The organism is Pseudomonas sp. LPH60 (assembly GCF_030718165.1).
Taxonomy (GTDB): Bacteria; Pseudomonadota; Gammaproteobacteria; order Pseudomonadales; family Pseudomonadaceae; genus Aquipseudomonas; species Aquipseudomonas danubii.
The window spans coordinates 743963-757114 of the sequence record NZ_JAVAJH010000001.1; the positions used below are offsets into that span (position 1 = coordinate 743963).

The 13152-nt window shown below is 66.1% G+C and carries 11 protein-coding genes and 2 pseudogenes; 11 read left to right on the forward strand and 2 right to left on the reverse strand.

The window, feature by feature from the left end; translation table 11 throughout:
- Window positions 1–21: 21 nt before the first annotated feature.
- The 10 genes and pseudogenes from Q8O96_RS03365 to Q8O96_RS31135 form a co-directional block, all read left to right on the forward strand.
- A complete protein-coding gene (locus Q8O96_RS03365) occupies window positions 22–1248 on the forward strand; it encodes an RtcB family protein (RefSeq protein WP_060838629.1) in 1227 nt (408 codons plus the stop codon).
- A 4-nt stretch (window positions 1249–1252) separates the two neighbouring features.
- Window positions 1253–2596 (forward strand): PBS lyase, encoded by a 1344-nt coding sequence (locus Q8O96_RS03370; RefSeq protein ID WP_305948352.1) that lies wholly within the window; start codon window positions 1253–1255, stop codon window positions 2594–2596.
- An 18-nt stretch (window positions 2597–2614) separates the two neighbouring features.
- On the forward strand, window positions 2615–3259 hold the full coding sequence (locus Q8O96_RS03375; protein WP_305948353.1) for a hypothetical protein: 645 nt from the start codon (window positions 2615–2617) through the stop codon (window positions 3257–3259).
- 16 nt (window positions 3260–3275) lie between these two features.
- Complete coding sequence (locus tag Q8O96_RS03380) at window positions 3276–4064, forward strand: nucleotidyltransferase domain-containing protein (protein WP_108542823.1); 789 nt, start codon at window positions 3276–3278, stop codon at window positions 4062–4064.
- A gap of 8 nt (window positions 4065–4072) precedes the next feature.
- Window positions 4073–5101 (forward strand): RNA 3'-terminal phosphate cyclase, encoded by a 1029-nt coding sequence (gene rtcA, locus Q8O96_RS03385; protein ID WP_305948354.1) that lies wholly within the window; start codon window positions 4073–4075, stop codon window positions 5099–5101.
- A 318-nt stretch (window positions 5102–5419) separates the two neighbouring features.
- Complete coding sequence (locus Q8O96_RS03395) at window positions 5420–6538, forward strand: site-2 protease family protein (RefSeq protein WP_115582107.1); 1119 nt, start codon at window positions 5420–5422, stop codon at window positions 6536–6538.
- A gap of 205 nt (window positions 6539–6743) precedes the next feature.
- On the forward strand, window positions 6744–7037 hold the full coding sequence (locus Q8O96_RS03400) for a DUF3144 domain-containing protein (protein WP_102864173.1): 294 nt from the start codon (window positions 6744–6746) through the stop codon (window positions 7035–7037).
- A gap of 324 nt (window positions 7038–7361) precedes the next feature.
- Window positions 7362–7778 carry a hypothetical protein gene (locus tag Q8O96_RS03405; RefSeq protein WP_047285711.1) on the forward strand — a complete coding sequence of 139 codons (417 nt, stop codon included), beginning with the start codon at window positions 7362–7364 and terminating at the stop codon, window positions 7776–7778.
- A gap of 537 nt (window positions 7779–8315) precedes the next feature.
- Window positions 8316–8951, forward strand: a pseudogene (locus tag Q8O96_RS31130) (cache domain-containing protein); the annotation flags it as partial.
- A 606-nt stretch (window positions 8952–9557) separates the two neighbouring features.
- Window positions 9558–10073: pseudogene (locus Q8O96_RS31135) on the forward strand (methyl-accepting chemotaxis protein); the annotation flags it as partial.
- Between the two features lie 75 nt (window positions 10074–10148).
- On the opposite strand, the gene Q8O96_RS03415 reads toward Q8O96_RS31135, so the two are convergent.
- Entirely contained in the window at window positions 10149–10604 is a 456-nt protein-coding gene (locus Q8O96_RS03415) for a hypothetical protein (protein WP_102864175.1), read from the reverse strand.
- Between the two features lie 25 nt (window positions 10605–10629).
- On the reverse strand, window positions 10630–11553 hold the full coding sequence (locus Q8O96_RS03420) for a LysR family transcriptional regulator (RefSeq protein ID WP_305948355.1): 924 nt from the start codon (window positions 11551–11553) through the stop codon (window positions 10630–10632).
- Between the two features lie 128 nt (window positions 11554–11681).
- On the opposite strand from Q8O96_RS03420, the gene Q8O96_RS03425 reads away from it, so the two are divergent.
- A complete protein-coding gene (locus Q8O96_RS03425) occupies window positions 11682–13118 on the forward strand; it encodes an MFS transporter (RefSeq protein ID WP_305948356.1) in 1437 nt (478 codons plus the stop codon).
- The last annotated feature ends 34 nt before the right edge of the window (window positions 13119–13152 follow it).

Sequence of the window (13152 nt, forward strand, 5' to 3'; positions counted from 1 at the left end):
ACAGGAAAAAGAGTCAACGACATGGAACACAAAACCTACCAACTGCTGGAAGTGGCCAACGGCAAGCCGATCAAGATGTGGACCCAGGGCGTGCCGGTGGAAAACGAAGCCCGCCAGCAATTGATGAACACCGCGAAGATGCCGTTTATCTTCAAGCACCTGGCGGTGATGCCCGACGTGCACTTGGGTAAAGGTTCGACCATCGGTAGCGTGATCCCCACCGTAGGCGCGATCATTCCGGCGGCGGTCGGGGTGGATATCGGTTGCGGAATGATCGCTGCCCGTACTTCGCTGACCGCCTCCGACCTGCCGGATAACCTGGCCGGTTTGCGTAGCGCCATCGAGGCCGCGGTGCCTCACGGTCGTACCTCGCCCCGTAGCGGTCGCGATAAGGGCGCCTGGGGTGATGTGCCGCAGCAGACCGACCAGGCATGGGCTGCGCTGCACCCGCGCTTCAAGGCGATCACCGATAAGTACCCGGCCCTGGCCAACAGCAACAACCGCCAGCACCTGGGAACCCTCGGCGGCGGTAACCACTTCATCGAGGTTTGCCTGGATGAAGCCAACCGGGTCTGGTTCATGCTGCACAGCGGTTCCCGTGGCGTAGGTAACGCCATCGGCAACCTGTTCATTCATCTGGCACAGGCCGATATGCGTCAACATATCGCCAACCTGCCGGACCGTGACTTGGCCTACTTCGAGGAAGGCAGCCAACACTTCGACGATTACGTGGAAGCCGTGGCCTGGGCCCAGGATTTCGCCCGGCAGAACCGTGAGCTGATGATGCAACTGGTGATCCAGGCCACCCGCAAGGTGATCAGCAAGCCCTTCGAAGTGGCGCTGGAGGCGGTCAACTGCCACCACAACTACGTGCAGAAGGAGCGCCACTTCGGTGAAGAGGTGCTGGTGACCCGCAAGGGCGCGGTGTCGGCGAAGAAGGGCGAGCTGGGGATCATTCCGGGGTCGATGGGGGCCAAGAGCTTCATCGTTCGCGGGCTGGGTAACGAGGAGGCGTTCTGCTCCTGCAGCCACGGTGCGGGGCGTACCATGAGCCGCACCAAGGCCAAGAACACCTTCACCCTGGCCGACCAGATCCGCGCGACCGCCCATGTGGAGTGCCGTAAGGACGAAGCGGTGATCGATGAAATCCCGATGGCCTACAAGGACATCGACCAAGTGATGCACGCCCAGCGCGAGCTGGTGGAAGTGCTGCACACCCTGCGTCAGGTGGTGTGCGTTAAGGGGTAGAACAATGGACGACATGGACGCCTTGATAGCGGCGCCGCCCGGCTGGCATTACCAGCTGAGCGACTACGAAGCCCGCCGCGTGCGGGAGGTGATGGACGAATTGGACCGGCACCGCGCCTGGCTGGAACTGAGCCGCTTCGGCAACGGTTTCGTGCGTCAGGCCGCCGTGCGCGGCCTGGCCGCACAGCCTTCGGCCGAGGCCCTGGCGGCCTTGCTGGAGCGCCTCAACGATTGGGTGCCCCAGGTACGCCAGGAGGCCGCTGCGGCGGTCGAGGGGTATCTGGCGCCAGAGCGCGCCGAGCTGCTGTTGCAGAGCCTGAAGCCGCTGCTGGCCCTGGCCGGCAAACAGCGCGCCGATCACGGTGCGACCCTGGAACGGGCGCGTTCGGTGTTGCAGTTGGCCCAGGTACGCGAAGAAGTTGAAGGCGCCTTTGGTGATTGCCGGGGCAAGGCCGCGCGCTTTGTCTTCGAACTGTTGCTCGAAGGGGCGCAGGATCGGGCAGCGCTGCTGGCCCGGGCTTTGCGCCACAGCGAAGTCAGCGTGCGGCAGATGGCCGTGGATGCCTGCGCCGAGCTGCCCGCCGGGCAGGCCGTGCCCCTGCTGGAAGAGGTGATGCACAGCTGCGGGGCCAGTGTGCGGGTCAAGGCGCTGCGCTTGCTGCTGCCGTTGCTGGCCGATCCTCGTGAGTATCTGAGTCAGGCCCTGCTGGACCCTTCGGGGGCCTTGCGTTGCCTGGCCCATTGGGCCGCGCCCCGTCACGGGCTGGACCCGCGCGAGGTGTTGCTGCAACGGCTGCAACAGCCAGCACCACGGAACAAGCGCGCTTGGCTGGGGCTGTTGGGGCTGGTCAAGGAACTGCAGGAGCCCATGGCCGATGCCATGGTTCGCCAGGCCCTGGCGTCGCCGGCGCCGAGTGTGCGCCTGCTGGCCCTGCAGACCCTGGGCGAGCGTGGCATGGCCGAGCAACTGGCGGCCCTGGACGACGCCTCGGACAAGGTCTTCAACTGCGCCCTGGGCCTGTTGCACGAGCAACCCTGGGCGGTGTTCGACGAGGTCCTGGAGCAGCGTCTGGACCAGCACTGGCACGACCTGCCGAAGGCGCGGCGCTGGGCCCTGCTGGCCCTCAAGCCGGGCTGGCGCCAGTTGGAATACCTGCTGTGGCGTCTGGGGCAGGGCGGCAGCGACGCCGCCTATTGGCGCCAGACTCTGGCGCACTGGTGCGATAGCCGCTACGGGATGTTCGACCCGGTCACCCCCAAGCCGCTGCGCGAAGCCATGCTGCAGCGCTTGCAGGCCATGGAGGCAGCCGGTGAATTGCCCGCAGGTACAGCCCAGCGCCTGCTTTGAAAAATGGAGAGCGCCTTTATGCAGCCGCGGCCACTGTTGACCCGAATAGAAGATGAACACTGCCGCGCGCTACGCCAGCAACTGAAGGAGGTGTACTGCGTCTTCGATTTTGTGCTGCTGGCGGTCGAGCCCGAGGCTGAGGTGGATCAAGCCCTGCATCGCCAGGGCTTGCAGCACCTGTACCAGTACTTTGTGGCCGAACGCCGCGAGCGCTGGGAGCAACTGCGCCAGGACCCGCGCTATGCCGACGTCGGCTTGACGTCGATGCGCTGGGAGCAGGAGCGGGCGGTGCCTGAGGTGCTCAGTCAGGAACAGGTCCGGCAGTTGGTCTGCGAAAACCTGGAGCAGCAGGAGCTGGCCTTGTACCGGGCGTTTCGCCAGCCGCCATACGGGCTGCGTTTCCCCGGCGGCGCCGAGCAGGCGCGGCAGGTGTACGGCCAGTGGCTGGATGTGCTGGGGCTGGCCCCCGAACAGCAGCCCCAGGTGATCAACTGGGTAGGCAACCTGGAACTGGACTGTCAGGCGCCGGACATGGGCCCGCACCTGCAGCCCTGGAGTGACTATTTCGACGAAGGCCTGGAGTGGTGGGGCGTCTGGTGCCTGACGGTGTGGAACCCCGTGCGCCGGACCCTGAGTGTGCTGGCTGCCAGCGCCACCGATTGAACAAGGAAAAAGGATCATGGAACACCTGGAGCGTCATCCCCTGAGCAGCGCCATGCGCGAGCGGGTATTGGCCGAGCTGGCGCGGATCGAGCGCGAGCGCAATGTGCAGGTGCTGTACGCCTGCGAATCCGGCAGTCGGGCCTGGGGTTTTGCCTCCACCGACAGTGATTACGACGTGCGTTTCGTCTACGTGGAAAAGCCCGAATGGTTCATCCAGGTGGATGCCGGGCGCGATGTGATCGAGCGGCCCCTGGACGACGAGTTGGACATCAGCGGCTGGGAACTGCGCAAGACCCTGGGGCTGTTGCGCAAGTCCAACCCGACCCTGCTGGAATGGCTGGATTCGCCCCTGGTGTATCGCAGCGAAGCGGCCGCCACCGCGCGCCTGCGGGAGCTGGCGGAGGCGTTCTACAGCCCGCCGGCGGCACGCAATCATTATCTGTCGATGGCCAAGAAGAACTTTCGCGGTTACCTGCAAGGCGACAGCGTGCGTTTCAAGAAGTACTTCTACGTACTGCGGCCCTTGCTCGCGGTGCGCTGGATCGATCAAGGCCGCGGCCGACCGCCGATGACCTTCGCCGACCTGCTGACCACGGTCGACCACCCACCGCTGCTGGACGAAGTGGCCGAGCTGCTGGCCTTGAAACGCAGCGCCGAGGAGTCCGCCTACGGGCCGCGACGCCCGGCACTGCACGCCTTTATCGCCGCCGAGCTGGAACGCCCGGTGCCGAAACTGGCGCGCACCCATGAAGACAACGCGTTGCTGGACGCCTACCTGCGGGAAACCGTCCGGCACTACGCCTGAGGAATGAGATGAAACAGGATGTAATCGAACTGGACGGCGCCATCGGCGGCGGCCAGGTACTGCGCAGCGCCTTGAGCCTGTCGATGCTCAGCGGCAAGACCCTGCGCATTCATAATATTCGTGCCCGGCGCAGCCGCCCGGGGCTGCTGCGTCAGCACCTGACGGCGGTGCAGGCCGCGGCCCAGGTCTGTGGCGCCAAGACCTCGGGGGTCGAACTCGGCTCCCAGGCCCTGACCTTCGAACCGGGGCCGATCCGTGGCGGCGACTACCGCTTCGCCATCGGTACGGCGGGCAGTTGCACCCTGGTGCTGCAGACCCTGCTGCCCGCCTTGTTGCACGCACCACAACCCAGCCGCGTGAGCATCAGCGGCGGCACCCATAACCCCCTGGCGCCACCAGTGGATTTCCTCCAGCAGGCTTGGTTGCCGTTACTGCGGCGCATGGGCGGGCGGGTCGAGCTGCAACTGCTGCGCCACGGTTTTGTCCCGGCCGGCGGTGGCGAGCTGGAGGCCTTTGTCCAGCCTTCGGTGCTGCAGCCCCTGCACCTGGAGGCGCGTGGCGCACTGCTGGGGAGTCGGGCCTGGGCGCTGAGCGCGGGCCTGCCCGAGCATGTGGCGGAGCGCGAGTTGCGTCGGGTGCACAATCGCCTGGAACTGCCGCGGGAGCACCTCACCCCGGTGCAGCTGGATGAACAATACGGCCCGGGCAATGTGTTGTTGCTGGAGTTCGCCTTCGAGCACCTGACCGAGCTGTTTTGCGGCTTCGCTCAGAACAGCCTGCGGGCGGAGAAGGTCGCTGACCTTGCCATCGATCAGGCTCGGGACTGGTTGGATTCCGGCGCCGCGGTGGCCGAGCACCTGGCCGATCAACTGTTGCTGCCCATGGCCCTGGCCGGTGGCGGCAGTTTCACCACGCCGCGCATGACCGAGCACCTGGAAAGCAACATCCGGGTGATTGAAGCGTTCCTGCCGGTGCGCATCGAGGCGCGTTCGCTGGGCGCGCACCTGTTGCGGATGGAGTGCCACGGCCTGGGATGACAGCCCGGGGCGCGAGGCCCTGGCGCGGCTCAACCCGCTGTTGCAGATGGCCACCCTGACGGCCGTATCCTCAGCGACAGTGCGGCGATCCTGATCCGCCTCGGCCTGGAGTGTCGCGACTCCGGGCTGCTGCCTGAAGCGCCGTCGGCCTGCGCATCTGCACAGGCACTGGCTTGCTGGCGGCCCCCTCGGCGGCCCCCCGCTTCTGCAGTAGGCGGTGTGAGGGCGACAGATTGCAGCGGCAGTTGAGTTTGTACCGGCGAAACTGGCAGTCTGCGCGCCCGCGCTGGTGTCGGTTTTCTCACAAGGATGTACCCAATGGATGGCAATACCTGGCTCAAGGCCTTGAACGCACTGCTGACGTTTCTGCAACGCGTGGTGTTGCTCAGTGGCTGGTTTATCGCCGCGCTGATACTGGGGTTCACCATCAAGTCCGGGTTGCAGCCCTTTCTGGCGATGTTCCTGGCGTCGCTGCTGGGGGTGGTCGCGCTGGTGGTGCATGAGGGCGGGCATTACCTGGGGGCACGCGGGTGCGCAATGCCGGTGTTGCAGGTGCGGGTGGCCGCGGTGGAAATCCAGGTGCAGCGACGCGGCTGGCGGTTGCGCTGGGCGCCGCAGCTCAAGCGCAATCGCCTGGGCGGTTATGTGATTGCCGTGAGCAATCTGCAACGCCCGCTGCGGCGGCAGTGGATGGTGGTGGTCCTCTGCGGGCCGCTGCTGAACCTGCTGCTGGGCGCCGCTGCCCTGGGGCTCGGGCTGTCCTGGTCCGGGGTGCCCGGGGCCATGGCCCTGGCGTTCGCCGCGATCAATCTGGCCATGGGCCTGGGGAACCTGATGCCGGCCTGGCGGGTGTCGCCCAGCGACGGCATGCTCCTGCTGGGCTGGTTTATGCATCGCGACGATCAACGCCCGGAACTGGCCCAGGCGCGCCTGCTGGCCCAGACCGTGGCCGGGGTGCCCAGCGCGGAGTTGCCGCAGGAAGATCTGCAGCGTTTGGCCGAAGGCGCCATGCCCGGGCCGCTGCTCGCTTTCGGCTGTCGCCTCAATGCCCTGCAGGATCAGGGTGACTGGCCGGCCGCGGTGCAGATGGAACAGGCGCTGGAACAGCTGCTGGTGGCCCGGGCGACGGAGCTGAACGGCATGAGTGGCCTGATCGAATTGTTGCGTAGCGAATTGGCCTTCTGCCGCGCTTTTGTGCAGCGTGACGTCGCCCCCTTGAACAGCCCCCCGATGAGCGCCGAAGTGGATTGGAATGCGCCCTGGCTGCGACCGCGCTGCCTGGCCTTGCAAGCCTTCCTGGAGGGCGACCGGCAGCAGGGCGAGCATCATCTGCAGCAGGCGCTGCAGGCGGCCAATAACAGCGTGGTGCTGGCCCAGGGCAAGAGCGAAGCGCTGCTGGCCGAATACCTGCGGGCGTTGCCGGCACCAGGCCGCTAAAGGTCCGGCCCCCGGCATCGAATAGGCCGTTGTGCTGGCGCGGGCTTGCCTGCGAAGGTTTGCCGCAGGGGGACCAAGGTCTGTGCAGCGCCCAGCCGGTTTCCGGTGTGATGGGGGAGTGGGCGGGGTGAAAATAATCGGTTCGCGGCGGCAAACCTCTTATACTCCGGCGCCTTATTTTCCCTACCAGCCAGAGGAACGCCCCGTGGCCAACGAACCGGATCAGGATTTCTACAACCGCGCCGATGCCATCATCGAGTTGACCAACTCCCACATCGCCGACAGCAGCCGGGGCAAGGCCAGCGCTTCGCTGATGTACGCCAATGCGCGCTTCAGCGCCTGGGTCAGCGCCTGTGGCTGCCGTAATGCCGAGGAGCTGGCGGCGTCCAAGCAGCAGGCGGTGGACTATTTCCTTGAGGAGTTCCGCCTGATGCTGGAGGAGAACCTCACCGACTACGTCGAGAACTACTCGCGGTACATGAACGCCAATCCGGATTGAAAACAGTCGATGCGGTCTTGCCTGGGCCGCTTTCGTGAGACTGTCGGGCAGTCGCTTGCTGCCCCGCTGCAACCCGGGCACTTATCGCCTCGGGTTGTCTGCCGCCCACCTTGCATAACCCTTTGATCTGAGTGTTCCAGGACCACGGCAACCGTTGGTCCTGTTGTCTTGCGGCCATCCCGAGCGCCGCCAGGGGCTCAACTACACTGCGCCTGCGGCAAGTCTTGCCGGGCGTCGTACCTCCTCCTCAGGGAGGCCGATGGCACGGTGGCTTCAGGCCCCGCGACAGACAGGAACACATCCAATCAGCAAGGAGTGCCAACCATGATCGTCATTCCACAACGTGTCATTGAAAACGGTAGTGTCATCTCGCTGCGCGGCGACTCGGGCAACTATATGTCGCGGATGGGCGCGACCGGGCTTGAGCTTTCCAAGGGCTCCATCGACCAATACTGCAAGTTCCGGGTGGTGCTGGTGCAAATCGGCACCGACAAGAAACTCGCGCTGCAGGGCGACACAGGCAAGTTCATGTCGCGCATGGGGGCGACGGGGCTGGAGTTGTCCAAGGACAGCATCGATCAGTATTGCCAATTCGCCTATGCCATCGATACCGCCAGCGGACAGGTTTCCCTGCGCGGCGACAACGGCAAATGGATGTCGCGGATGGGCGAGACCGGGCTCCAGTTGTCCAAGGACGGGATCGACCGGTTCAGCCAGTTCATGCTGGTTCTGGAAGGTTGATGCCCGGGTGATTGGGTAGCTCCCTGGCGCTGGCCGGGGCAAGACGGTGACGGTCATTCGCAGCTGCGAGCATTCGTCCACCGATTGAACCCGTGGTGCAGGGCCGGACACACTCTGTCGAACGCGAGTGCTGTCATCAGCGCCGTTGCCGAGTCGCTCGCGGGTATTCACACACACACACATTCTGGTCACACAAAACGTGATCGGCGTCACTCTTTTCTCAAGTGATCCATGACCTTGGTCGATAAGCTCTGCATGCCTATTGATACGGAGTTCGTCATGGCCTTGCTACCGGTTCGTCTGTCTCATCGTTTGACCCTCGGCAGTGTGCTGCTGTTGCTGTTCACGGCGTTGGCGGTGTTCGCCGTGATGACCTTGCGGGGGCAGCCCAGAGTGGTGGCGGCGAGCTCGGCCCTGATTGAACAGACCGGCAGTGCCATTGTCCGGCAACTGGCCTTGCAGTTGGCCGGGATCGAAGGGGTGACGGCCAGCATGGCCCATCTGGTGGAAGGGCTGCCCAAGGAGCAGGCGCTGGTGATGGCCACCTTGCCCAAGCTGATCGATCACGAAGGCGACAAGGCGATCGCCGGGGGCGGCATCTGGCCGCAACCCAATGCCTTCTCTGCCGGGGTCGAGCGCCGCAGCTTCTTCTGGGCGCGCAGCGATGCCGGGTCCCTGACGTTCTCCGATGACTACAACGCTGCCGGCAGCGCCGGCTATCACCATGAAGCCTGGTACACCGGCGCGCGCAACAGTGCGCCGGGGCGTTGCCTGTGGTCCGAGGCCTACCAGGACCCGGTGACCCAGGTGCCGATGACCACGTGCAGCGTGCCCTATCGTCAGGACGGCGCCTTCGCCGGGGTCGCCACCATCGACCTGCGCCTGGATGACTTGGCGCGTTTCCTCAAGGAACAGGGCGCGGTCACCGGCGGTTATGCCTTTGCCCTGGATCAGGCCGGCAATGTCTTGTATTTCCCCGATGCCCAGGCCAGTGCCGGTGGGCAGATGCTCAGCTTCGACGCCTTGAGCAAGCAGCAGCCCTGGCTGCATCCGGTGGCCGAGGCCCTGGCCAAGGCGGCGCCTGCCGGGCAGGTGCGCAGCCTGGATCTGGCAGAGGATGGCCGGCTGATGGAAGCGGCGCGGGTCAGCCTGTTCAGCATGCCCGGCAGCGGCTGGACCATCGGCCTGGTGACCCCCGAGCAGAAGGTCACCGGCCTGGCTCGGGCCATGACCACCGAGATTCTGCTGTTCCTGCTGCCGTTGCTGGCGCTGTTGTTGTTCTTCGCCTGGCTGGCCGGGCACAAGCTGATTGCCCAACTGGAGGAAACCACCCAGCAGATCGATGCCCTGGGCCGTGGTCAGGCCACGGACAACGCCGAGCTGCATGTGGCCCGGGCCGATGAGATCGGCGCCTTGCGCGGTGCGGTGAACCGCTATGCCGGGCAACTGCGGCAGATGTTGCAGAAGATTGCCAGCGAAGCCCAGCAGTTGCAGAACGAAGCCGCGCGCCTGGGTGAACTCAGCAGCACCCTGGCCCAGCGCGCCGAGCAGCAACGCCAGGAGAACACCCAGTTGGCCACGGCCATTACCCAGATGTCCTCCAGTGCTCTTGAAGTGGCGCAGAACACCAACAACTGCGCCGACACTGCCCGCCAATCCCTGGTGGTGGTGCAGGACGGTCAGCAGCGGGTCGCGGCCAACAGTCAGTCGATCCAGCTGCTGTCCACGGAAATGGCCGAGGCCACTGCGGTGATCCAGCGTCTGGAACAGGACAGCCAGCAGGTCGGCGCGGTGTTGGATGTGATCAAGGCCATCTCCGAGCAGACCAACCTGCTGGCGCTCAACGCCGCCATCGAGGCCGCTCGGGCCGGTGAGCAAGGCCGCGGCTTTGCCGTGGTGGCGGATGAAGTACGGACCCTGGCCGGCCGGACCCAGACCTCGGCCAACGAGATCAGCGGCATGATCAGCGATTTGCAGCAGGCGTCACGTCAGGCGGTCCAGGCGATTCAGGCCGGTGAGGCGCGGACCCGTGAAGCCGTGGGCGAGGCCTCTGGCGCGTCGCAGGCGCTGTCGAGCACCGTCACCAGTTTCGACGATATTTCCCAGCGCGCGCAGCAGATTGCCGTGGCGGCGCAGCAGCAGAGCCATGTGACCCAGGAGATCAACGAACTGGCGGTGCGCATCCACGGCATCAGCGAGGACAACGCCCGGGACGCCCAGGCACTGGACAAGGTCAGTGAGGCCATGCAGGCCCTGTCCGGGCGCTTGTCGCACCTGAGCCAGGGCCACAGCTGAAGACTCACTCACCCGGGCCGCCGGCGGTCCGGGTGAGTTTCAACTCCCTCTGCGGGGCGCTGTCGTCGCCCCGATTCAGTGTTGGCTGAACAGCACCAGCTGAAAGTTCAGCAACAGCCCCAAGGCCACCCCACCAAAACCCAGCAGCCCGCTCGCCAGCGGTTTGCCCGCGGCCCTGTGCGTGGCCAGGAAGCGGGCAATGGCGGCACCGACCAGCGCGCCCGGAAAATCGAACAGGTAGAACAGCCAGCCCATGCTGTCGATCGGGGAGGTGATCCACAGGCAGAACAGCTGCAGGTGCGCCGCCAGGGCCAGGGCCACTCCGGTGAACAGCGCCGGCGTGGGCCGGGTGCACAGCAGCAGGCCGAGGATCAGCCCCTGGGGCAGCCAGTAGGCGGCGAAGTTTTCCCAGAAATAATCCATCGGCTGCCAGGCCCGAACGATTGCCAGGGACAGCCCCCAGAGCAGCGCGACGATGGCGGGTAGGTACCTGAGGGGGGCAACGGGTACGGCTAGTGAGGGTGAGGGCATTGCAGAGTCTCGACGATCAGGGGCATCAGCGGTGGTGGCCGCCGGCTAGGGTATCTGTGGTGTCGCTGCAGAGTTCGTGGACGCATTGGCGCAACCAGCGATGGGCCGGGTCGGCCTCCATGCGCGGGTGCCAGAGCAGGGAAATGGTCAGCTCCGGTAGCGGTACCGGCAAGCGGAAACTGTGCAGGCCTTCTCGCAGGTTGCTGGTGTGGCGCTCGGGCACCAAGGCGATCAGGTCCGAACCCCGGGCCAGGGCCAGGGCCGCGGAAAAACCGCTGACCAGGGTGACGATCTGCCGCTGCCGGCCCAGGGCCTGCAGAGCATCGTCCATGCGGCTATGGTCGTGCCCCTGGTGGGACACCAGGATGTGCTGGCCGGTCAGGTAATGGTCGAGACTCACCGGGCCGCGGCTCAAGGGGTGGTCGCTGCGCACCACGCCGATAAAACGATCGCGAAACAGCGCCCGGGTGCGCAACTCGGGGCTGGTGTCGGCATCGATCACTGCGGTTTCCAGATCGACGCTGGCCTCGCGCAGGGGCTTGCTGTCGCGGTCCAGCTTGGGCACGAAATGCACCCGTACCCCGGGCGCTTCGGCCCGCAGGCGGTTGATCAGGGCCGGGCCGAAGTTCTCGACGAAACCGTCGCGGCTACGCAGGGTGAAGGTGCGCACCAGTTGCCTGAGGTCGATCTGCTCGGCCGGGCGCAGGGCGGCCTGAGCTTGCTCCACCAGCGGTCCGACTTGCTGGCGCAGCTCCAGTGCCCGGGGCGTGGGCACCAGGCCGCGTCCGGCGCGGACCAGCAGCGGGTCACCGGTGGCCTGGCGCAGGCGGGACAGGGCCCGGCTCATGGCCGACGGGCTCAGGTTCAGGCGCAGGGCGGCCCGGGCCACACTGCCTTCGCTCAGCAGTACGTCCAGGGTCAGCAGCAGATTCAGATCGGGAGTCGACATGGGCGGAATCTAGCACGCCCAGGGCTGGCATGGCGTTGCATGCATCAATTAACTGCAAAGCCTGCGTCTTCCGCCAGGTCTGGCGCGGACATAGGCTGGCGGGCAAATGCCTTGATGGAGTCTGCGCAATGCCCACCCTTGAGTCGAACCGTCCCGCGCTTGAATCCCGTGCACGCTGGGCCCTGGCCAGCCTGTCGCTGGCGACGCTGATGCCGTCCCTGGACACCAGCATTGCCAACGCCGCGCTGCCGAGCCTGGCCCGGAGCCTGGAGGCATCCTTTCAGCAGGTGCAGTGGATTGTCCTGGCCTACCTGCTGGTGATCACCACCTTGATTGCCAGCGCCGGGCGCCTGGGAGATCTGCTGGGCCGGCGCCGGGTGCTGCTGGGCGGGATCGCCCTGTTCACCCTGGCTTCGCTGCTCTGTGGTCTGGCGCCAAGCTTCGGTTGGCTGCTGGCGGCCCGGGCCCTGCAAGGCCTGGGGGCGGCCCTGATGCTGGCCCTGAGCATGGCCCTGGTGGGCGACGCGTTACCCAAGGCTCACATGGGAACGGCCATGGGCGTGCTGGGCAGCCTGTCGGCCCTGGGCACCACTGTCGGCCCGTCCCTGGGCAGCCTGCTGCTGGCCGGCGTCGGCTGGCGCTGGATATTCCTGGTCAATGTGCCGTTGGGACTACTGGCGTGGCTGCTGGCCTGGCGTTGCCTGCCACAGGACCCCAAAGCCACCTCAGCCAGCGCTTTCGATCTGCCCGGGACGCTGCTCCTGGCCCTGAGCCTGGGTGCCTATGCCCTGGCCCTGACCCTGGGTGAGAACCCGCTGGCGCTGTTGAACCTGGGACTGTTGTCGGTAGCGGTGGGTGGGGGCGTGCTGTTGGTGTGGGTCGAGCGACGGGTCGCCGCGCCGCTGTTTCAGCCCGCCTTGCTGCGCCGGCCGCAACTGCGCCGCAGCCTGCTACTGAGCCTGCTGGTGTCCACGGTGATCATGAGCACTCTGGTGATCGGGCCTTTCTATCTGTCCCAGGGGCTGGGGCTGGCGACTGTCTGGGTGGGCCTGTGCCTGTCCCTGGGGCCGCTGGTGGCGACCCTGAGCGGGGTACCCGCCGGACGCCTGGTGGATAGGCTCGGCGCCCGGCGCTTGTGCCGGCTCGGGCTGCTGGGCATGTTCTTCGGTCTGTGCCTGCTGGCGCTGTTGCCCGTGAGCCTGGGGCTGGCGGGGTACCTGCTGCCCATTGCCCTGGTGACCGCCAGCTATGCGTTGTTCCAGGCGGCCAACAACAGCCTGGTGATGCTCGACGTGGCAGCGCAGCAACGGGGGCTGACGGCGGGCCTGTTGAGCTTGTCACGCAACCTTGGCCTGATCAGCGGCGCGGCCGCCATGGGGGCGTTGTTTGCCGTGATGTCGCGGCCGGGTGAGGGCGGTCCTGCCGATGTCGCGGCGGTGGCCCGTGGCATGCACTGGACCTTTGCGGTCGCTGCCGTCCTGATGCTGCTGGCGCTGATTGTCGCCTGTTTCGACCGGTTGTCCGAGGCGCCTGATCCGGCTTGTCGGTTGCCGCGCCCGAACTAAGCTTGGCCTGCACACCCCACCAAGGAGCAGGTCA